The 20,082-nt window shown below is 66.2% G+C and carries 16 protein-coding genes; 15 read left to right on the top strand and 1 reads right to left on the bottom strand.

The annotated features are described in order from the left end of the window. The first annotated feature begins 83 nt into the window (after window positions 1-83). The 13 genes from ACM42_RS28105 to ftsZ all read left to right on the top strand — a co-directional run bounded on the left by ACM42_RS28105 (window position 84) and on the right by ftsZ (window position 17,620). Window positions 84-1,556 (top strand): UDP-N-acetylmuramoyl-L-alanyl-D-glutamate--2,6-diaminopimelate ligase, encoded by a 1,473-nt coding sequence (locus tag ACM42_RS28105; protein WP_271530897.1) that lies wholly within the window; start codon window positions 84-86, stop codon window positions 1,554-1,556. Further along, window positions 1,553-2,935: a UDP-N-acetylmuramoyl-tripeptide--D-alanyl-D-alanine ligase gene (locus ACM42_RS28100; protein WP_271530896.1), complete on the top strand. Its 1,383-nt coding sequence runs from the start codon at window positions 1,553-1,555 to the stop codon at window positions 2,933-2,935. Before ACM42_RS28105 ends, ACM42_RS28100 begins: the two co-directional genes overlap by 4 nt. A 180-nt stretch (window positions 2,936-3,115) precedes the next feature. Beyond that, window positions 3,116-4,219: a phospho-N-acetylmuramoyl-pentapeptide-transferase gene (mraY, locus tag ACM42_RS28095; RefSeq protein WP_271530895.1), complete on the top strand. Its 1,104-nt coding sequence runs from the start codon at window positions 3,116-3,118 to the stop codon at window positions 4,217-4,219. A gap of 10 nt (window positions 4,220-4,229) precedes the next feature. Continuing rightward, window positions 4,230-5,630 (top strand): UDP-N-acetylmuramoyl-L-alanine--D-glutamate ligase, encoded by a 1,401-nt coding sequence (gene murD / locus ACM42_RS28090; RefSeq protein WP_271530894.1) that lies wholly within the window; start codon window positions 4,230-4,232, stop codon window positions 5,628-5,630. Between the two features lie 195 nt (window positions 5,631-5,825). Beyond that, window positions 5,826-6,977: a putative lipid II flippase FtsW gene (gene ftsW, locus ACM42_RS28085; RefSeq protein ID WP_271530893.1), complete on the top strand. Its 1,152-nt coding sequence runs from the start codon at window positions 5,826-5,828 to the stop codon at window positions 6,975-6,977. Window positions 6,978-7,158: 181 nt separating this feature from the next. Next, a complete protein-coding gene (murG, locus tag ACM42_RS28080) occupies window positions 7,159-8,259 on the top strand; it encodes an undecaprenyldiphospho-muramoylpentapeptide beta-N-acetylglucosaminyltransferase (protein WP_442868952.1) in 1,101 nt (366 codons plus the stop codon). A 105-nt stretch (window positions 8,260-8,364) separates the two neighbouring features. Continuing rightward, window positions 8,365-9,195, top strand: a complete 831-nt coding sequence (locus ACM42_RS28075) for a class I SAM-dependent methyltransferase (RefSeq protein ID WP_271530892.1) — start codon at window positions 8,365-8,367, stop codon at window positions 9,193-9,195. Window positions 9,196-9,405: 210 nt separating this feature from the next. Next, entirely contained in the window at window positions 9,406-10,809 is a 1,404-nt protein-coding gene (gene murC, locus ACM42_RS28070; protein WP_271530891.1) for a UDP-N-acetylmuramate--L-alanine ligase, read from the top strand. A gap of 187 nt (window positions 10,810-10,996) precedes the next feature. After that, window positions 10,997-11,914, top strand: coding sequence for a UDP-N-acetylmuramate dehydrogenase (gene murB, locus ACM42_RS28065; RefSeq protein ID WP_271530890.1), 918 nt, complete (start codon window positions 10,997-10,999; stop codon window positions 11,912-11,914). Window positions 11,915-12,048: 134 nt separating this feature from the next. After that, window positions 12,049-13,035, top strand: coding sequence for a D-alanine--D-alanine ligase family protein (locus ACM42_RS28060; protein ID WP_271530889.1), 987 nt, complete (start codon window positions 12,049-12,051; stop codon window positions 13,033-13,035). A 350-nt stretch (window positions 13,036-13,385) separates the two neighbouring features. After that, window positions 13,386-14,420 (top strand): cell division protein FtsQ/DivIB, encoded by a 1,035-nt coding sequence (locus tag ACM42_RS28055; RefSeq protein ID WP_271530888.1) that lies wholly within the window; start codon window positions 13,386-13,388, stop codon window positions 14,418-14,420. Continuing rightward, the gene (gene ftsA, locus ACM42_RS28050; RefSeq protein ID WP_028177058.1) at window positions 14,417-15,739 is read left to right on the top strand and encodes a cell division protein FtsA; all 1,323 of its coding nucleotides are present in this window, start codon (window positions 14,417-14,419) and stop codon (window positions 15,737-15,739) included. The genes ACM42_RS28055 and ftsA overlap by 4 nt, the downstream gene beginning before the upstream one ends. Before the next feature lie 87 nt (window positions 15,740-15,826). Further along, window positions 15,827-17,620, top strand: coding sequence for a cell division protein FtsZ (gene ftsZ / locus ACM42_RS28045; protein ID WP_271530887.1), 1,794 nt, complete (start codon window positions 15,827-15,829; stop codon window positions 17,618-17,620). Window positions 17,621-17,737: 117 nt separating this feature from the next. Here the strand turns inward: ftsZ and ACM42_RS28040 are convergent, their stop codons facing one another. Next, window positions 17,738-18,043, bottom strand: coding sequence for a hypothetical protein (locus ACM42_RS28040; RefSeq protein WP_271531185.1), 306 nt, complete (start codon window positions 18,041-18,043; stop codon window positions 17,738-17,740). Between ACM42_RS28040 and lpxC the strand changes: the two genes are divergently transcribed. Together lpxC and ACM42_RS28030 are read left to right on the top strand one after the other, a co-directional pair. Further along, window positions 17,981-18,943 (top strand): UDP-3-O-acyl-N-acetylglucosamine deacetylase, encoded by a 963-nt coding sequence (gene lpxC / locus ACM42_RS28035; RefSeq protein WP_271530886.1) that lies wholly within the window; start codon window positions 17,981-17,983, stop codon window positions 18,941-18,943. The two genes, ACM42_RS28040 and lpxC, sit on opposite strands and share 63 nt — an antisense overlap. Before the next feature lie 248 nt (window positions 18,944-19,191). Beyond that, window positions 19,192-20,082: an outer membrane protein assembly factor BamD gene (locus tag ACM42_RS28030; protein ID WP_028177055.1), complete on the top strand. Its 891-nt coding sequence runs from the start codon at window positions 19,192-19,194 to the stop codon at window positions 20,080-20,082.

Here is a 20,082-nt window from a genome sequence, read left to right as displayed (position 1 = left end):
CAACCGGGTGGGCCATCGCCGGTGCTGAGTCGGGATTTTCCAAGGGATTCGGCTTTCCGGCAGGGCATGGCGACTGGAAGACCATGAAGCTGCGCGACCTCCTAGGCCCGGATGTTCTGGGCAATGACGCCGCGATCGAGCCCGCTGTTGCGGCGCTCGACGTGAGCGGCATTACGCTCGACAGCCGCATGGTCAAGCCGGGCGATCTCTTCTTCGCACTCGCGGGCAGCAAGACCGACGGCGCGCGCTTCATCGATGCTGCAATTGCCGGGGGCGCGATCGCGGTCGTTGGCGACCATGCGCCTGCGGCGACCAGGGTGCCGTTTATCACTGCGGCCAATCCGCGCCGCACACTGGCGCTGGCCGCGGCAAAGCTCTTTCCCGCGCAGCCCGCGACGATCGCCGCCGTGACCGGAACCAGCGGCAAGACCTCGGTCGCGGCCTTCACACGTCAGATCTGGGAGCGGCTGGGGCATGCCTCCGCCAGCATCGGCACCATCGGTCTCGTCTCGCCCAAACGCACCGTCTATGGCTCGCTGACGACGCCCGATCCGATCGCGCTGCACCGGCAGATCGACGAGATCGCGCGCGAGGGCGTCACGCATCTCGCCTTCGAGGCCTCCTCGCACGGGCTCGACCAGTATCGCCTCGACGGCGTGCGCGTCTCCGCAGGCGGCTTCACCAACCTCTCGCGCGACCACATGGATTATCATCCGAGCGTTGCGCATTATCTCGCGGCAAAGCTGCGCCTGTTCCGCGAGCTGGTGCCGCCGGGTGGTGCCGCGGTGATCTCGGCCGATCATGATTGCTCGGCCGAAGCGATCGACGCCGCCAAGGCGCGCGGCCTGCGCGTCATGGCGGTCGGCCGCAACGGCGACGGAGCAGGCGAGGGCATCCGCCTCACGGAGGCCGTGGTCGAAGGTTTCGCGCAAAAGCTCACGCTCGAACATCGCGGCAAGCGCTTCGCCATCCGGCTGCCGCTGGTCGGCGAATTCCAGATCGAGAACGCGCTGGTGTCGGCGGGCCTTGCCATCGGCACCGGCAGCGATGCGGCAGATGTGTTGGCAACTCTCGAACATCTCGAAGGCGCCAAGGGCCGGCTCGAGCGTGTCGGCGAGCGCAACGGCGCCCCGATCTTCGTCGATTATGCGCACAAGCCCGATGCGCTCGCGAAGGCGCTGCAGGCGCTGCGGCCTTATGCGAAGCGCAGGCTGGTCGTCGTGTTCGGCGCCGGCGGCGACCGCGATGCCGGCAAGCGTCCGATCATGGGCGAGATCGCGGCCGAGAACGCCGACGGCGTCATCGTCACCGACGACAATCCGCGCAGCGAGCAGCCGGAAGCCATCCGTGCCGCGATCCTCGCCACCGCGAAGGGCGCCCGGGAGATCGGCGACCGCGCTGCCGCGATCCGCGCCGCGATCGAGGAATTGGAAGCAGGCGATGCGCTGCTTATCGCCGGCAAGGGCCATGAGACCGGGCAGATCGTGGGCGGAGAAGTTCTGCCCTTCAGTGATCACGAGGCGGTTGCCGCCGCACTAGCGTCGAGGGTTGCATGAGCGCGCCAATATGGACGGTTGCCGAGGTCGCGCGTGCGCTGGGCGTCACCGGATCATTCCCGGACACGGGAATCGACTTCATCACGCAGGACAGCCGGCTGGTGAAGCCGGGCAGCCTGTTCGTCGCGCTCAGCGGCACGCCGAGCGGCGGCTTCGTCTCGGCCTTCGCCAGCGCGCGCGACGGCTGGGAGTTCGCGGACAAGGCGGAAGCTTCGGGCGCGGTGGCGATGATCGTGCCGCACGAGATCGCCGGCATCCGCATTCCGCAGATCGTCGTCAGGGACACGCTGATCGACGGTCTCTGGGGCCTTGCACGTGCCGCGCGCGCGCGCTTTGCCGGACCGGTGATCGGGCTCACTGGAAGCGCCGGCAAGACCAGCACCAAGGAATTTCTCGCCGCCTATCCAAACGCCTATGCGAGCCCGTCGAGCTTCAACAATTTCTGGGGCGTGCCGCTGACGCTCTGCAACGCCAGGCGGGATGCCAGCCTCTGGGTCGTCGAGATGGGCATGAACCAGCAGGGCGAGATCGCGCGGCTCAGCGAATTGACGCGCCCGACGGTCGCGCTCGTCGTCAACGTGCAGCCCGTGCATCTGGAAAAGCTCGGCTCGCTGGAAGCCATCCGGCGCGAGAAGGTGTCGATCGCGCTCGGCCTGCCCGAGAATGGTGTGCTGGTGCTGCCCGCCGGGATCAAGGCGCCCGAGTGGAAGGGCAAGGTCGTGCGCTTCGGCGGCGAGCATGCCGAGGTGCACGAGGTCGCGCACGCGCCCCACGGCGAAAGCTGGCAGGTCGTGGCTGCGATCGGCAAGAAGGAGATCGCCTTCAGCCTCACCCCTGGCGCGCCGCACCGGGTGCACAATGCGCTGGCAGCACTTGCCGCCGTTCATGCTGCGCATCTCGACGTCGCGACGCTCGCGATCAAGCTCGACCGCGTCGGCATCATGACCGGCCGCGGCGTCGAGCAGGCGGTCGGCGATATCACCGTGATCGACGACAGCTTCAACGGCAATCCGGCCAGCGTGGCGGCTGCGCTGCAAAGCCTCCAGGCGCGCCACGTGAGCGAAGGCCGCCGCATCGCGGTTCTCGGCGACATGCTCGAGCTGGGCGAGGACGCACCGAGCTATCACACCGGCCTCGCCAGATATCTCGAGGGCATCGACGGCGTCTACTGCGTCGGTCCTCTGATGCGCCACCTCTACGACGTGCTGCCATCGGGCAAGGGCCTCGGCTGGCACGATGATCCCGCCACGCTGAAGCCGAGCGAGGTTGCGAGCCTGCTGAAGGCAGGGGATGTCGTGGTTGTCAAGGGCAGCAAAAAGATGTTCTGGGTCAACAAGTTTGTGCCGGGCCTGATGGCCGCCTTGCAGGCGAAGGCGTAAACTGCTTGGAAGGCGCTGTTCCCGAATCCCACCCTTTGTGGCGCGAAGCCGTCCGTTTTCCCAGAGGTCGCGCGACCCATGACGAAGACCAGCGAATGCCCGTGAGGCACGTTGAGGCCAAGACAATGGCCAGGAACAAGGCCAAGGCTGCGTGTGCAAAGGCGCCATAGGACCGTCTGAATGTTTTACTGGCTGATCGAGCTCTCCAACACATTTCCGGGCTTCGGTGCCGTTCGCACCTTCCTGAACGTCTTCCGCTACATCACCTTCCGCACCGGTGGCGCGGTGGTGACCGGCGCGCTGTTCGTGTTCCTGTTCGGGCCCTGGATCATCGATCATCTGCGCATCCGCCAGGGCAAGGGCCAGCCGATCCGCTCCGACGGCCCGCAATCGCATCTCGCCAAGAAGGGCACGCCCACCATGGGCGGGCTGATGATCCTGTCCGGCCTCACCGTCGGCACGGTGCTGTGGGCCAATCCGCTCAACCCCTATGTCTGGATCGTGCTGGCGGTGACGCTCGGCTTCGGCTTCGTCGGCTTCTATGATGATTACCTCAAGGTGACCAAGCAGACCACGACCGGATTCGGCAGCAAGCTTCGCCTGCTGATCGAGGCGGTGATCGCGCTGGTGGCCTGCTACGCGCTGGTGCGGCTGAACCGCGATCCCGCCTCGACCGCGCTGACGATCCCGTTCCTCAAGGACACCGTGCTGCATTTCGGCTGGTTCTTTGTGGTGTTCGGCGCCTTTGTCATCGTCGGCTCCGGCAACGCGGTGAATCTCACCGACGGCCTCGACGGCCTTGCCATCGTGCCGGTGATGATCGCGACCGCGAGCTTTGCGATGATCGCCTATCTCGCCGGCAACGCCGTGTTCGCCGAATATCTCCAGATCAAATACGTCGCCGGCACCGGCGAGCTCGCGGTGCTCTGCGGTGCATTGCTGGGTGCCGGCCTCGGCTTCCTCTGGTTCAATGCGCCGCCGGCCTCGATCTTCATGGGCGACACCGGCTCGCTCGCGCTCGGCGGCATGCTCGGCGCCATCGCGGTCGCGGTGAAGCACGAGATCGTGCTCGCGGTCATCGGCGGCCTGTTCGTGCTGGAGGCGGTCTCGGTCATCGTGCAGGTGGTGTCGTTCAAGCTCACCGGAAAACGCATCTTCCGGATGGCGCCGATCCACCATCATTTCGAGCAGCTCGGCTGGACCGAGCCGCAGATCGTGATCCGGTTCTGGATCATCTCGGTGATGCTGGCGCTCGCCGGGCTGTCCACGCTGAAGCTGCGGTGATGGTCACGCGATGATCCCGATTACATCCTTCGCCGGCAAGACGGTCGCGGTGTTCGGCCTCGGCGGCTCCGGGCTCGCCTCCTGCCACGCGCTGAAGGCCGGCGGCGCCGAGGTGATCGCCGCCGACGACAATGCCGAGAACGTCGCCAAGGCCGCGCAGGCCGGCTTCATCACCGCGGATCTGCGCAACGTCTCCTGGACCAATTTCGCCGCCCTCGTGCTCGCGCCCGGCGTCCCGCTCACCCATCCGGTGCCGCACTGGAGCGTGCTGAAGGCGCGCGAGGCCGGCTGTGAGGTGATCGGCGACATCGAGCTGTTCTGCCGTGAGCGGCGGCGCCACGCGCCGGACGCACCGTTCGTCGCCATCACCGGCACCAACGGCAAGTCGACCACGACGGCACTGATCGCGCACCTGACGAAAGTCGCCGGCTATGACACCCAGATGGGCGGTAATATCGGCACCGCGATCCTGTCGCTGGAGCCGCCGCGCATGGGGCGCGTCCACGTCATCGAGATGTCGTCCTACCAGATCGACCTCACGCCCTCGCTCGATCCCTCCGTCGGCATCCTGCTCAATGTCAGCGAGGACCATATCGACCGGCACGGCACGATCGAGCACTACGCTGCCGTGAAGGAGCGCCTCGTCGCAGGCGTGCAGGCGGGCGGCACCTCGATCGTCGGCGTCGATGACGGCTATTGCCGCGACATCGCCGACCGGCTCGACCGCGCCGGCAAGAACGTCGTGCGCATCTCCGTCAAGAACCCACTGGCGAGCGGAATCTATGTCGAGCATGGCAATATCGTGCGCGCCTCGGGCGGGGCCCGCAGCGAGATCGCCGCGCTCGGCGGCATCGGCTCGCTGCGCGGCCAGCACAATGCGCAGAACGCGGCCTGTGCGGCGGCCGCCGCGCTCGCCATGGGCATCAGCCAGGACGTGCTGCAGAACGGTCTGCGCAGCTTTCCGGGCCTGGCACATCGCATGGAGCAGGTTGGCCGCCGCGGCAACGTGCTGTTCGTTAACGATTCCAAGGGCACCAACGCGGACGCCACCGCGCACGCGCTGTCGTCCTTCGCCGACATCTTCTGGATCGCCGGCGGCAAGCCGAAGGCAGGTGGCATCACGAGCCTGACGGGCTTCTTCCCGCGCATCCGCAAAGCCTATTTGATCGGCGAGGCCGCCCAGGAGTTTTCGGGCACGCTGGGCTCGCAGGTTGCGCACGAGATAAGCCAGACCCTCGATGTCGCGGTCGAGCACGCCGCGCGCGATGCGGAAGCCTCCGGCCTCACCGACGCCGTCGTGCTGCTGTCGCCGGCCTGCGCCTCCTTCGACCAGTACCGCAACTTCGAGATCCGCGGCACCAGGTTCCGCGAACTGGTGCAGGCGCTGCCGGGCGCGAAGCCGGTGGTGTGAGCGCTCGTGTCCCGGATGCGCGTAGCGCGAGCCGGAACCCAGAAGCCGCAATGGGCCCCGGCTCTGCAGCGCACCGCAAGAGCGCTGCGCTGCGTCCGGGGCACGAGACTGTTCACAACTTCATCCACTTCATTAACCCCCCGGTAACCAACCTCGGCGACCAATGGACCGACCTCCGTCCGAAAGCGGCCGCCCATGCTCTCCCGTGAAGAACGCACCCCCTTTTCCGAGTGGTGGTGGACCGTCGACAAGCCGCTGATGGGCGCCATCCTGGCCTTGATGCTGACCGGGGTGATCCTGTCGCTGGCGGCGAGCCCGCCGGTGGCGACCCGCATCGGGCTCGACCCATTCCACTTCTTCAGCCGCCACGTGCTGTTCCTGTTGCCGTCTTGCATTGTGCTCGTCGGCGTCTCCTTCCTGTCGCCGCGCGCCATCCGCCGCAGCGCGCTCGTCATCTTCGCGATCAGCATCATCCTGATCGTGCTCACGCTCGCGATCGGCCCTGAGGTGAAGGGCTCGCGGCGCTGGATCACGCTGCTCGGCGTCAACATCCAGGCCTCCGAAATCGCCAAGCCGTCATTCGTCGTCATCGCCGCCTGGCTGTTCGCGGAATCGACCAGGCGGCCGGAGATGCCCGCGACCTCGATGGCGGTGGTGCTGCTCCTGATGCTGGTCGCGCTGCTGGTGATGGAGCCCGATTTCGGCCAGACCATGCTGGTCCTGATGGTGTGGGGCTCACTGTTCTTCATCGCGGGCATGCGCATGATCTGGGTGTTCGGCCTCGCAGGTCTCGGCGCCGCGGGCCTGTTCAGCGCTTACTTGTTCGTCCCGCACGTCGCCGGCCGCATCAGGCGCTTCATGAATCCGGCCTCCGGCGACACCTTCCAGGTCGATACCGCGATGGAGGCCTTCTACAACGGCGGCTGGTTCGGGCTCGGACCGGGCGAGGGCATCGCCAAGCGCAGCCTGCCGGACAGCCACACCGACTTCGTGTTCGCAGTCGCGGCCGAGGAGTTCGGCATCATCCTGTGCCTCGCCATGCTGGCGCTGTTCGCCTTCGTCGTCATCCGCACGCTGTCGCGCGCCTATGCCAATGAGGACATGTTCTCGCGCTTCGCGGCCTCGGGGCTTGCGATCCTGTTCGGCGTGCAGGCCGCGATCAACATGTCGGTGAACCTGCAGCTCATCCCCGCCAAGGGCATGACGCTGCCCTTCATCTCCTATGGCGGTTCCTCGATCGTCTCGCTCGCCTATGGTGTCGGCATGATGCTGGCGCTGACGCGGCTGCGCCCGCGCACCGAGGTCGAGGCGAGCGGCCACGCCGAGGCGATGCGCAGCTACGCGTGATGCAGGTTTCGTGTCCCGGACAAGCGAAGCGCAGATCCGGGACCCAGAATGCCGCAGCCATGGGCCCCGGTTCAGCAGCGCACCACGTCGCCAGAGCGACGCGCTGCGCTGCGCCCGGGGCACGAACACCTTTGTGGCCGCGCTCGCAATGACCGAAAACTCCCTGTAAAACTCCCTCATTATGGACAAGTCCCCCCTGATTCTTCTCGCCGCGGGCGGCACCGGCGGCCATCTGTTTCCGGCCGAGGCACTCGGCGTCGAATTGATCCGGCGCGGCTATCGCGTCCGCCTCGTCACCGACGAGCGCGCGCTGCGCTATAGCGGGCTGTTCAGCAATGACATGATCGACGTCGTCAGAAGCGAGACCGCGCGCGGCCGCAATCCGTTGCAACTCGCTTATGCCGGCCTCACGCTCGCTGCGGGCACGCTCTCTGCTTACCGTCTGATCAAGCGGCTCAAGCCGGTCGCCGTCGTCGGCTTCGGCGGCTACCCGACGCTGCCGCCGCTGGTCGCTGCGAAATTCGCCGGCGTGCCGAGCATCATCCACGACGCCAACGCCGTGCTCGGCCGCGCCAACCGGTTCCTGTCGAGCCGCGTCCGCGCCATCGCAACGTCCTTGCCCGGCGTGCTCGATCGCGATCCGGCGCTGTCGGCCAAGACCACGACCGTCGGCACGCCGATGCGGCCGGCGGTTCTCGCCGCCGCTGCGGTAAAGTATAGCCCCCCCGAGGTGAATGGCCCGCTGCGCCTGCTCGTCGTCGGCGGCAGCCAGGGCGCGCGCATCATGGCCGATATCGTGCCGGGCGCGATCGAGCGCCTCGAACCTGCGCTGTGGAGCCGGCTCGTTCTCACCCAGCAGGTGCGCGACGAGGACATGAGCCGCGTGCGCGCGGTCTACGACAAGCTCAAGATCAAGGTGGAGCTCGCGCCGTTCTTCACTGACCTTCCGGCGCGGCTCGCCTCCAACCACCTGATCGTGTCGCGCTCCGGCGCCGGCACCGTCGCCGAGCTCGCGGCGATCGGCCGGCCCTCCATCCTGGTGCCGCTGCCCGGCTCGATCGACCAGGACCAGTTCGCCAATGCCGGCGTGCTGGCCAAGGTCGACGGCGCGATCCGGATCCCGCAGACCGAGTTCACCTCCGATCGTCTCGCCGCCGAAATCTCCGGCCTGGCCGCCGAGCCCGCGCGCCTCGCCGCCATGGCCGCGGCCGCGAAGGGGGCAGGGCGGCTCGATGCGGCCGAAAGGCTCGCGGACCTCGTGGTGAAAACCGCCGGGATTTAGCCCGCGCGCCGTACAAGATCACGGACAGCTCTTTCGGCTCGATGGTCGCGCGCGGCCGGGCCGATCGCGCCTGTTTACTCCCTTAACAAGGCGGAGGATTTGCCCGTGACAGGCCTGCTGATTCATTCCCTCTCGGAGTTCTCCGACCTTATCCTCGAGGCGCTCGCGCTGGCGGATGCACGAGAGATCGTCGAGATCGGTTCGGAATACGGTGGGATGTCGTCCTTCCTTGCCGCGCATTGCCGCGCGCGCGGTGGACGGCTCACCACCATCGATCCGTCGCCGAAGCGCGAGTTCATGGCGTGGCTCAAGCTCGGCCCGGACATTCGCCATCTCGCCAAGACGAGCCTGGAGGCGTTCGCCGACATTGACGAGGCCGATGCCTGGGTCGTCGATGGCGATCACAACTGGTACACGGTCTACAACGAGCTCGGCCACATCGATGCGATCAGCCGTCGCGCCGGCAAGCCGCTTCTGGTCTTTGTGCACGATATCGGCTGGCCGTGTGGTCGGCGCGATTTCTACTATGCGCCCGAGCGAATTCCACCCGAGTATCGCCACGCCTACAGCTTTGACGCCGGTGCGATTCCCGGTCAGGCAGCCCTTGTCGATGGGCGCGGCTTTCGCGGCATGGGCCAGTTCGCGTTTGCCGAGATCTCCGGCGGCGCCCGCAATGGCGTGATGACGGCGATCGACGACTTTCTGGCCGACGCGCTCAGGGGCGGCCGCGAGCTCGGCTTTGCCGAGATCCCGGCCGTATTCGGGCTCGGCGTGATCTTCGATCTGGACGCTCCCTGGAGCGCGCCGCTCGCCGATCTCCTGTTGCCGTATCATCAGAACAAGCTCATTGGCGCGCTCGAGGCCAATCGCCTGCGCAACTATCTTCGCGTGCTCGATCTCCAGGATGAGGCGGCCGCGCGAACCGGCTCCGTCTGACCTCAGCGACGACATGGTCCCCGAGCGCGGGGGCGCGGTCCGCGAAACGGGCCAAAATTGGGCATCCAAGCGGGAAATTACCTCGTTTGGAGGCCGTACCGGGCTTGTCCCGATCCGTCCGGTCTTGCATGAAGTGGAGGAGATTCGCCGCTGGCCGGCCACGACAGGTGTAATCCCGCGGCCGCAGCCGGAATAGACAGAGACACAGCCATGAGACTGCCGCGCGAGATCGGACCCATCCACTTCGTCGGGATCGGCGGGATCGGCATGAGCGGCATCGCCGAGGTGCTGGTCAATCTCGGCTATGCGGTGCAGGGCTCGGACGCCTCCGACAATTACAATCTCGACCGTCTGCGCAAGAAGGGCGCGAAGGTTTCGGTCGGCCACAAGGCCGAGAATGTCGATGGGGCCGAGGTCGTGGTCGTGTCCTCCGCGATCAAGCGCGACAATCCGGAATTGATGGCGGCGCGCGAGAGGCGCATTCCCGTGGTGCGCCGCGCCGAGATGCTGGCCGAGCTGATGCGGCTGAAGAGCTGCGTCGCCATCGCCGGCACCCACGGCAAGACCACGACGACCACGATGGTCGCAACGCTGCTCGACGCCGGCGGGCTCGATCCCACCGTGATCAACGGCGGCATCATCAATGCCTACGGCTCCAACGCGCGGCTGGGGGCCGGCGACTGGATGGTGGTGGAGGCCGACGAGAGCGACGGCACCTTCCTGAAGCTGCCGACCGATGTCGCGATCGTCACCAACGTCGACCCCGAGCATCTCGACCACTTCAAGACCTTCGACGCCGTGCAGGACGCCTTCCGTCACTTCGTCGAGAATTTGCCGTTCTACGGCTTTGCAGTGATGTGCATCGATCATCCGGTCGTGCAGAGCCTCGTCGGCAAGATCGAGGACCGCCGCATCATCACCTACGGGGAAAATCCGCAGGCCGATGCGCGCCTGGTCGATCTCACCGCGGGCGGCGGCGGCTCGAAGTTCAAGGTCGTGATCCGCAACCGCAAGGCAGGCACCACGCATGAGATCGCCGACCTCGCGCTACCGATGCCGGGCCGGCACAACGCCTCCAACGCGACGGCGGCGATTGCGGTCGCTCACGCGCTCGGTGTGTCCGACGACCAGATCCGCAGTGCCATTGCAGGTTTCGGCGGCGTCAAGCGCCGCTTCACCAAGACCGGCGAATGGAACGGCGTCACCATCATCGACGATTACGGCCATCACCCCGTGGAGATCGCGGCCGTGCTGAAAGCGGCGCGTGATTCCTACACCGGCAAGGTGATCGCCGTGGTGCAGCCGCACCGCTACACCCGGCTGCAATCCCTGTTCGAGGAATTCTGCACCTGTTTCAACGACGCCGATGCGGTTGTTGTCGCTGACGTCTACGCCGCAGGCGAGACGCCGATCGAGGGCATCGACCGCGATCACTTCGTCGCCGGCCTGCGCGCGCACGGCCATCGCGAGGTGATCCCGCTGCCGGCGACATCGGAGCTCGCGGGCATCGTCAAGGGGCTCGCGAAGCCCGGCGATCTCGTGGTGTGCCTCGGGGCCGGCAACATCACGCAATGGGCGTATGCGCTGCCCGGCGAATTGAAGGCGCTGGGGTGAACATGCGCTTGTGCAGCTCCTATGTCGCCACGCGGCACATTGCGCTCCCTCCCCCCTTGTGGGGGAGGGTGGGGGAGAGGGGTAGCCACGAACTCCGACCTCGCTTGGGGCTACCCCCCTCCCTGACCCTCCCCCACAAGGGGGGAGGGAAGAGAAGCAGCTTGCCTACCTCACTCTCGGAGGCGGCATGAGCTTTCCGGACATCACGCCCGACCTCAAGGCCGCGATGCCTGATCTGCGGGGCCGGCTGCTGGCGAACCAGTCGCTGGCCGATCTCACCTGGTTTCGTGTCGGGGGGCCGGCGCAGGTTCTGTTCACGCCGGCGGATGAGGACGATCTCGCCTATTTCCTCGCGCATCTCGCTTCCGACATTCCAGTCCATGTCGTCGGCGTCGGCTCCAACCTGATCGTGCGCGATGGTGGCATTGCGGGCGTCGTGATCCGCCTTTCGCCGCGCGCCTTCGGCGATGCCAGCGCGAGCGGCGATGTCGTCACCGCCGGCGCTGCCGCGCTCGATAGGCGCGTGGCCGAGGTGGCGGCGTCCGCGAATATCGGCGGGCTCGAATTCTACTTCGGCATTCCCGGCACGATCGGCGGCGCGCTGCGCATGAATGCGGGCGCCAATGGCGGTGAGACCAAGGATGTGCTGATCGAGGCGAGGGGTGTGGGGCGCGACGGCACGAAGCATGTCTTCTCCAACGCCGACATGAAGTTCGTCTACCGCAACAGCGGCGTCGATCCCTCCATCATCTTCACCACCGCCCGCTTTCGCGGCGAGATCAGGGATGCGGAGGCAATCCGCGCGCGCATGGCGGAGGTGCAAAGCCATCGCGAGACTGCGCAGCCGATCCGGGAAAAGACCGGCGGCTCGACCTTCAAGAACCCGCCGGGACACTCCGCCTGGAGGCTGATCGACGCCGCCGGGTGCCGCGGCTTGCGCGTTGGCGGCGCGCAGGTCTCCGAGATGCACTGCAATTTCCTGATCAACACGGGCGATGCCACCGCGCACGATATCGAGACGCTGGGCGAGACCGTGCGCGAACGGGTGAAGGCAAATTCCGGAATCGAGCTACACTGGGAAATCAAGCGGATCGGGATATCATGATGGCCGTCATTCCGGGGCGCGACGAAGTCGCGAACCCGGAATCCATTTCCCCACCGTCTCTGCGGCCAGATGGATTCCGGGTTCTCGCTGCGCGAGCCCCGGAATGACGAACTGAGAGATTACGGACTATGAACATGCGCATCACCATCCTCTTCGGCGGCTCCAACCGGGAGCGTCTGGTTTCGGTCGCTTCAGCCCAGGCCCTGCATCAGGCACTGCCCGAGGCCGATCTCTGGTGGTGGGACGTCGAGGACAAGGTGCATGTCGTCCAGTCGCGGCAGCTGCTCGAACATGCCCGCCCATTCGAGGACGAGTTCAAGCCGGGTACAACAGGCATTCCGCTGGAGCAGGCGCTCGACCAGGCCAAGGCCGAAGGACGGGTGCTGGTGCTCGGCCTGCATGGCGGACGGGCCGAGAACGGCGAATTGCAGGTGATGTGCGAGGCGCGCGGCGTGCCCTTCACCGGCTCGGGTTCGGCCTCCTCGCATCTCGCCTTCGACAAGATCGCGGCCAAGCGGTTCGCCGCCCTCGGCGGCGTGACGCCGCCAGCGAGCGTTGCGCTTGATAATATCGACGAGGCCTTCGCCGAATACGGAAGACTGATCGCGAAGCCGGCGCGCGACGGCTCGAGCTATGGGCTGATCTTCGTCAACGCCAAGCAGGACCTCGTCGCCGTCCGCAATGCGGCCAAGCACGAAGAGTATGTGATCGAGCCCTACATTGCCGGCGTCGAGGCGACCTGCGGCGTGCTGGAGCGCACCGATGGCTCGATCATCTCGCTGCCGCCGATCGAGATCATTCCGGGCGAGGGTAATTTCGACTACGCGGCGAAGTATCTGCTGAAGTCGACCCAGGAGATCTGCCCCGGCCGCTTCGCCCCCGAGATCACCGCAGCACTCCAGGAGCAGGCGATGCTGGCGCATCGCGCGATGTCCTGCACCGGCTATTCCCGCTCGGACTTCATCGTCTCGGACAAGGGCCTCGTCTATCTCGAAACCAACACGCTCCCCGGGCTGACCAAGTCCTCGCTCTACCCCAAGGCGCTGAAAGCCGCAGGGATCGAGTTCGTCGACTTCCTGCGCGGCCTGGTCGAGCTCGCCGGGCAGCGCGTGCAGAAATAATCGGAACTGGTTAACGGCCGGATCGGCGAAATCGCCCGGTTTGGCGGCCAAAACCGGTAAAATGCCGGACATCGCGCCACAAATACCGGATATCGCCGGGCAAAATGCGCATGTCGTTAACGAATTTTACCTTTTGTTTACCAGGACGTCCGAAGGTTAACGCTGGCGGCGCATATGGCGCTTTGGCTGCCGGCGCGTGAGCTGTCGCGGGTGATGTCACCTCCAGCGAACGCTTTGAAGGGGAGAGGTTTTCTTCTGCTGAAGACCAGCACCCGGCCCGGCAGGTCCGAGACGTCATGTTCGCCAGGATCCGCGCGATGTCGCGGGGAAACTGTTGACGAGCTCGTGCAATGGATGGAGCAGGAAGCCTCACCCGATCACTTTTCAGATCGCTGAGGCCCCAAGCTGACCTGAAGGCGGCCGCGGTTGGAGCGGTCGTGCTTCTGCGCGAGTGGGTGCAGGACAAGCGCCAGGAAAGACTCCAGGCCGCGCGCGCCGCAGCCAAGGACAAGATCAAGAGCAGGGCCAAGGCCGTCGTCGAGCGTGAGCCGCCACCGCGCGTCGTTGCGCTGGTCGAGCGCTATCTCCCGCGCCGGGTCGGACTTAGCATGACCGTGCTGCTGCTGATCGGGAGCTGCGGCTTCGGCATCGTCAAGGGCGGCCATCTCCAGGACTTCATCACCGCAGTCAGCGACGCCCGCAACGCGCTCGCCAACTCCGCCGGATTCCGCATCACTTCGGTCGTGATCAACGGCCGCAAGCAGCTCACCCAGGACGAGATCCTCGCAATCGGCGGCGTCAGCGGCCGCTCCTCGCTGCTGTTCCTCGACGCCGAAGCGGTGCGCGACAAGCTCAAGGCCAATCCCTGGATCGCGGATGCGACCGTGCTGAAGCTCTATCCGGGCCAGCTCATGATCGAGCTCACCGAGCGCAAGGCGTTCGCGCTGTGGCAGGAGGCCGGCCGGCTCTCCGTCATCGCCGATGACGGCGCCGTGCTCGAACCCTACGTCTCGCGCCGCTTCCTGTCGCTGCCGCTCGTGGTCGGCAAGGGAGCCGACACGCAGGCGCGCGATTTCCTGGCATTGCTGGCGCGCTATCCGCAGGTCAATTCGGTGACGAAGGCCGCGATCTTCGTTGGTGAGCGGCGCTGGAATCTGAGGCTCAAGGACGGCCTCGACATCCGCCTGCCCGAGCAGGACGTCGGCAACGCGCTGGCGATGCTGTCGAAGCTCGACAAGGACGACAGGCTGTTCTCCCGCGATATCGTCGCCGTCGACTTGCGCCTGCCCGATCGGCTGGTGGTGCAGCTGTCCGAGGACGCCGCCAAGGCGCGAGAAGATCAGTTCAAGGACAAGAAGAAAAAGAAGGCCGGGGATTCCGCATGACCGGTCTCGATCGCACCCAGACGCCGAAGACGCGCCCGATGCCGCACAAGCGCGGCGGCATCGTCGCCTGCCTCGACATCGGCACCAGCAAGATCGCCTGCATGATCGCACGGCTGAAGCCGTCGCCCCCGAGCGATGCGCTGCGCGGCCGCACCCATGCGGTGGAACTGATCGGCTACAGCCAGATCCAGTCGCGCGGGATGAAGGCCGGCGCGGTGATCGATCTCGGCGAATGCGAGCAGGCGGTGCGCCAGGCCGTCGGGCTCGCGGAGAAAATGGCCAAAGTGCGGGTCGAGTCGGTGCTGCTCTCGGTCTCCGGCGGCCGGCTCTCCGGCCAACTGGTCGAAGCCGCCGCAGACATCCGTGGCGGCGCCGTGACGCCCGCCGATGTCAGCCGCGTCACCTCCACCGGCATGCGCCACGCCACCGGCGAGGGCCGCACCGTGCTGCACGCGCTGCCGGTCGGCTATACGCTCGACGGTGTCAAAGGAATCCGCGATCCCCGCGGCATGGTCGCGCACCAGTTCGGCGTCGACATGAACGTCGTCACCTGCGACGCCACCGTGGCGCGGAACCTGATGCTGGCGGTGGAACGCTGCCACATTAATGTCGAAGCCATGGCGGCGAGCGCCTACGTGGCCGGCCTGTCGGTGCTGACCGACGACGAGGCCGATCTCGGCGCCGCCGTCGTCGAGATGGGCGCGGGCACCACCACAATCGCGGTCTATGCCGGCGGCCGTTTCGTGCATGCGGCGGGTTTTGCGGTCGGCGGGCAACACATCACGATGGATCTTGCGCGCGGACTCTCGGCGACCATTGCCGATGCCGAGCGAATCAAGACGTTATACGGGACCGTCATCACCGGCGGATCGGACTCGCGTGAGCTGATGTCTGTGCCGACAGCCGGTGACGAGCAGGATCTGCCGCAGATCGTCTCCCGCGCCACCATCGCCAACATCGTCAAGCACCGTGCCGAGGAAGTCTTCGAAATGGTTCGGGACAAGCTGAAGGATTCGCCCTTCGCCTCAGAGCCCAACGGCCGCGTCGTGCTGTCGGGCGGTGCCTCGCAGCTCACCGGTCTCGTCGAGCTCGGCACCCAGATTCTCGGCCGGCCCGTGCGGGTCGGCCGTCCGCTCGGTTTCGGCCGGCTGCCCAACGAGGCGAAGAACGCCGCGTTCGCGGTGCCGGCCGGACTCCTCGTCTACCCGCAATATGTTCACCTCGAACATGTCGAACCGCGGCATACGCGGCAGCAGGTCAGGACAGGGACCGGCGGATATTTCGGAAAGGTCGGACGATGGCTACGCGAGGGCTTCTGATGACTGCTTTCCGCAATCTTCGATTTTCACCAACTCCCGCGGCCGCCGGCCGGGGCGAACCCACGCGCGCGTGATCGAGAGGCAACCATGACCATCAGCATCAATGTTCCTGATATTCACGAACTGAAGCCCCGGATCACCGTGTTCGGCGTCGGCGGCGCCGGTGGCAACGCCGTCAACAACATGATCACGGCGGGCCTCCAGGGCGTCGATTTCGTGGTCGCCAACACCGACGCGCAGGCGCTGACGATGTCGAAGGCGCAGCGCATCGTGCAGATGGGCACGGCGGTCACGCAAGGGCTTGGCGCCGGCTCGCAGCCGAACGTCGGAGCCGCCGCGGCGGAAGAGGTGATCGACGAGCTGCGCGACCATCTCTCGGGCGCCAACATGGTGTTCGTCACCGCCGGCATGGGCGGCGGCACCGGCACCGGCGCCGCTCCCGTGATCGCCAAGACCGCGCGCGACATGGGCATCCTCACCGTCGGCGTCGTGACCAAGCCGTTCCACTTCGAGGGCGGCCGGCGCATGCGCACCGCGGAAGCCGGCATCAACGAACTGCACAAGGTCGTCGATACGCTCCTGATCATCCCGAACCAGAACCTGTTCCGGGTCGCCAACGAGAAGACCACCTTCGCCGACGCGTTCGCGATGGCCGACCAGGTGCTCTATTCTGGCGTCGCCTGCATCACCGACCTGATGGTCAAGGAAGGCCTGATCAACCTCGACTTCGCCGACGTCCGCGCCGTCATGCGCGAGATGGGCAAGGCAATGATGGGCACCGGCGAAGCCTCCGGCGACAAGCGCGCGCTGACCGCCGCGGAAGCGGCGATCGCCAACCCCCTGATCGACGACAGCTCGATGAAGGGCGCCAAGGGCCTCCTCATCTCCATCACCGGCGGCAAGGATCTCACCCTGTTCGAGGTCGACGAGGCCGCGACCCGCATCCGCGAGGAAGTCGACCAGGACGCCAACATCATCGTCGGCGCGACCTTCGACGAAGCGCTCGACGGCCTGATCCGCGTCTCGGTGGTCGCCACCGGCATCGAGCAGGCCGCGATCGCCCGCAACAGCCAGGCGACCTCCGCGCCAGTCGCAAACCCGGCACCGCAGGCGCAGCAGGCCGCCGCGCCTGCCGCCGCCGCCGAGAGCCGTCTCGCCGACCTGACCGCGCGGCTCCGTGCCGACAACCAGCGTCTGGCCGAGCGCGCCCAGAAGCTGGAAGCGCAGAGCCCGGCCGCCGCGTCGGCGCCGGCTGCTGCCGCGCCCCGTCAGAACGTCGAGCGCGCTGCGCTCGCCGCCATCGCCGCTGCCGTTGCCGAAGCCCCGCAGGCGCCGGCGCCGACACAGACCTATGGCGACGTCACCGTGCGGCCGATCGCACAGAAACCGACCCTGTTTCCGGAGCCCGACATGGCCCCGATCGCAATGCAGGAGCCGATGACGCCCGAAAACTTCATCCCGCCGCAGGCGGAACGTCCGCCGGTCCGCGCGCCGCGGATGCCGCGCATCGAGGAACTGCCGATGCCGGCCCAGGCCGAGATTCGTCAGGCCCGCGGCGAGGTTGAGGAAGAGACCCCGCAGAAGACCCGCCTGTCGCTGCTTCAGCGCCTCGCCAATGTCGGCCTCGGCCGTCGCGACGAGGAGAGCGAGCCGCCGGTCGCCGCCCGCACCGCCGGCCCCGCCATGCCGCCGCTGCCCGAGCGTCGCCCGCAGAAGACCGTGGCGCAGCAGATCGCATCAAGCGAGCCGGTATCAGAGTATGCCCGTCGTCCCGCGCCGCAGGGCCTGGATATGCACGGCCGCCCCGCGCCTGTTGCGCCGGCGCCACAGGGCGACGATCATCTTGATATCCCGGCCTTCCTGCGGCGGCAGGCGACCTGAGGATTGTTACAATAAGGCAGACGGAAAAAGGTCCCGGCAGCAAGCTTGCCGGGACCTTTCCCTTTATCCCGCTCAGATCCGGATTGTTCTGCCAAGCAACTGATTTTAAATCATTAATTACACATTCGGTGGTTCAGTAAAACTGCCGATAACCGCCTCGAGCCTGGGTTCAATTTGGTTAAGCCTTGGCGCGAATACGGCGGGTTTGGGGTAACAATCGGTAAAAAAGCGTGAGTTGGCGCTGTTTGAGGCAGTGACTATGGTTTGCCGTGACTTGGGGATACGGATTCGCGGGGCGTCGGCACTGGCCGGCGAAGCGAGTTTGTATAAGTCGCGATGGTCGTAGTGGGGCGGTTCCTGATGAAATTCAACCGGCAAACAACGCTTCGTGCGCAAGCCTCTGTGGCAGGCGTAGGCGTTCATTCCGGTCTTCCCGTCACTCTCACCCTTGGGCCTGCGCCTGTCGACGCAGGTTTTATTTTTGTCCGTACGGGCCTCGAGGGAAGCGACCGTGAAGTTCAGGCGACCGCCGAGCAGGTGGTGGCGACCGACCTCGCTACCGTTCTCGGCGACCGCAGCGGGCCGCTGGTATCCACCGCCGAGCACGTGCTTGCCGCACTGCGGGGCATGGGCGTCGACAACGCCACCATCGAGATCGATGGTCCCGAAGTGCCGATCATGGACGGCAGCGCCGCGGCCTTCATTGCGGCGATCGAACAGGCCGGCATCGTCACCCAGCCGGCGCAGCGCCGCCTCATTCAGGTTTTGAAGCCGATCTCGGTCAAGGTCGGCGACTCCTTCGGCGAGATCAGGCCGCACACCAGCGGGTTCCGCGTCGAGGTCGAGATCGACTTCACCAATCCCGTCATCGGCCAGCAGAGCTACGTCTTCGATCTCAACCCTGAAGGTTTCCGCCGCGAAATCGGCCGGGCCCGGACGTTCGGTCTGATGTGCGATGTCGCGCGGCTCTGGGGCGCGGGCTATGCCCTCGGCGCTTCCTTCGACAACACCGTCGTGTTCGACGATGAGCGGCTGCTCAATCCCGAGGGCCTGCGCTACGCCGATGAATGCGCCCGCCACAAGGTGCTCGACGTGATCGGCGACCTCTCGCTGGCCGGCCTGCCGCTGCTTGGCGCCTACCGCTCGGTGCGTGGCGGCCACAAGCTCAACCACGCTGTCCTGACCGCGCTGCTCGCCGACCGTACCGCCTGGCGCGTGGTCGAAGGCGAGGCTGCCCGCCGCACCGCGCGTCCCGTGGGCGAAGTCGGTCGCGGCATCGTCGGTGGCCGGATTGCCGCGGCCTTCGGACCGGACGTGTCCTGAAAGAGACCCGTCGCTTCGGCGTTTGGTTGGCGGCTCCCCCCGGGAAACTCCTGGTAACCAAGATCAGCTAGGATTGCGGCACGTTCGCCTTAATCCGGGCGAAATGCCTGCCTATCCGGTGGGTTAACGATCGTTTGTCGGATACATTGGCGTGGTCGCATGGCAGGCACCACGGTTACATTTCGCGCCCAAGGACGGGGTTCGTGGGCTGGCGGACACCGCATCACAGGGCGTCAGGGCTTAAACTCATGTCGGCACAGCGTATGACGCGCGGATATTTCTCGGTCTCGTCGCGAGCCCGTGGGCTGCTGCAGGCCGTCACCTTCATCATGCTCGCGCTGCCGCTCGCCGGCTGCGGCACGGGCTCGCTCTGGGACAAGTTCACTGCCAAGGACGACACCTTCGTCGAGGAGCCCGCCGACAAGATCTACAATGAGGGCCTGTACCTCATGAACGAGAAGAAGGACATGAAGGCGGCGACCAAGAAGTTCGAAGAGGTCGACCGCCAGCATCCTTATTCCGACTGGGCCCGCAAATCGCTGCTGATGTCGGCCTATGCGTCCTATCAGGGCGGCGACTATGACGGCTGCATCGGCGCTGCCACCCGCTACGTGACGCTGCATCCGGGCAGCCCGGACGCGGCCTATGCGCAATATCTGATCGCCGCCTCCCATTACGACCAGATCCCGGACATCAGCCGCGACCAGGCCCGCACCGAGAAGGCGATTGCCGCTCTGGAAGAGGTGGTGCGCAAATATCCGACTTCCGAATATGCGACTTCGGCCAAGGCCAAGATCGAGGGTGCGCGCGACCAGCTCGCCGGCAAGGAAATGAACGTCGGCCGCTACTACGCCCAGAAGCGCGACTACACGGCCGCGATCAACCGCTACAAGACCGTCGTCACGCAGTACCAGACCACCCGCCACGTCGAGGAGGCACTGTTCCGGCTCACCGAGGCCTATATGGCGATCGGCATCGTCGGCGAGGCGCAGACCGCGGCGGCGGTGCTTGGGCACAATTTTCCTGACAGCCGCTGGTACAAGGACGCCTATAATCTTGTAAAATCCGGCGGTCTCGAGCCGAGCGAGAATCAGGGGTCCTGGATCAGCCGGACCTTCAAGAAGATGGGTCTCGGCTAG

Origin of the sequence: Bradyrhizobium sp. CCBAU 25338, from assembly GCF_028128965.1 — a bacterium.
Classification (GTDB): Bacteria; Pseudomonadota; Alphaproteobacteria; order Rhizobiales; family Xanthobacteraceae; genus Bradyrhizobium; species Bradyrhizobium liaoningense.
Note: the sequence above shows the minus strand (reverse complement) of the source record. Positions and strands in the feature narration are given on the sequence as shown.

What these genes read in the sequence shown, in the direction of transcription:
- ftsW (WP_271530893.1), top strand. Translation starts at nt 5,826, where the DNA reads ATGCTCTCCCGTGAAGAACGCACCCCCTTTTCCGAGTGGTGGTGGACC.
- lpxC (WP_271530886.1), top strand. Translation starts at nt 17,981, where the DNA reads ATGAAATTCAACCGGCAAACAACGCTTCGTGCGCAAGCCTCTGTGGCA.
- murD (WP_271530894.1), top strand. Translation starts at nt 4,230, where the DNA reads ATGATCCCGATTACATCCTTCGCCGGCAAGACGGTCGCGGTGTTCGGC.
- murC (WP_271530891.1), top strand. Translation starts at nt 9,406, where the DNA reads ATGAGACTGCCGCGCGAGATCGGACCCATCCACTTCGTCGGGATCGGC.
- ACM42_RS28105 (WP_271530897.1), top strand. Translation starts at nt 84, where the DNA reads ATGAAGCTGCGCGACCTCCTAGGCCCGGATGTTCTGGGCAATGACGCC.
- ftsZ (WP_271530887.1), top strand. Translation starts at nt 15,827, where the DNA reads ATGACCATCAGCATCAATGTTCCTGATATTCACGAACTGAAGCCCCGG.
- ACM42_RS28030 (WP_028177055.1), top strand. Translation starts at nt 19,192, where the DNA reads ATGTCGGCACAGCGTATGACGCGCGGATATTTCTCGGTCTCGTCGCGA.
- ACM42_RS28100 (WP_271530896.1), top strand. Translation starts at nt 1,553, where the DNA reads ATGAGCGCGCCAATATGGACGGTTGCCGAGGTCGCGCGTGCGCTGGGC.
- ACM42_RS28040 (WP_271531185.1), bottom strand. Translation starts at nt 18,043, where the DNA reads ATGAACGCCTACGCCTGCCACAGAGGCTTGCGCACGAAGCGTTGTTTG.
- mraY (WP_271530895.1), top strand. Translation starts at nt 3,116, where the DNA reads ATGTTTTACTGGCTGATCGAGCTCTCCAACACATTTCCGGGCTTCGGT.
- ACM42_RS28055 (WP_271530888.1), top strand. Translation starts at nt 13,386, where the DNA reads ATGGATGGAGCAGGAAGCCTCACCCGATCACTTTTCAGATCGCTGAGG.
- murB (WP_271530890.1), top strand. Translation starts at nt 10,997, where the DNA reads ATGAGCTTTCCGGACATCACGCCCGACCTCAAGGCCGCGATGCCTGAT.
- ftsA (WP_028177058.1), top strand. Translation starts at nt 14,417, where the DNA reads ATGACCGGTCTCGATCGCACCCAGACGCCGAAGACGCGCCCGATGCCG.
- ACM42_RS28060 (WP_271530889.1), top strand. Translation starts at nt 12,049, where the DNA reads ATGCGCATCACCATCCTCTTCGGCGGCTCCAACCGGGAGCGTCTGGTT.
- murG (WP_442868952.1), top strand. Translation starts at nt 7,159, where the DNA reads ATGGACAAGTCCCCCCTGATTCTTCTCGCCGCGGGCGGCACCGGCGGC.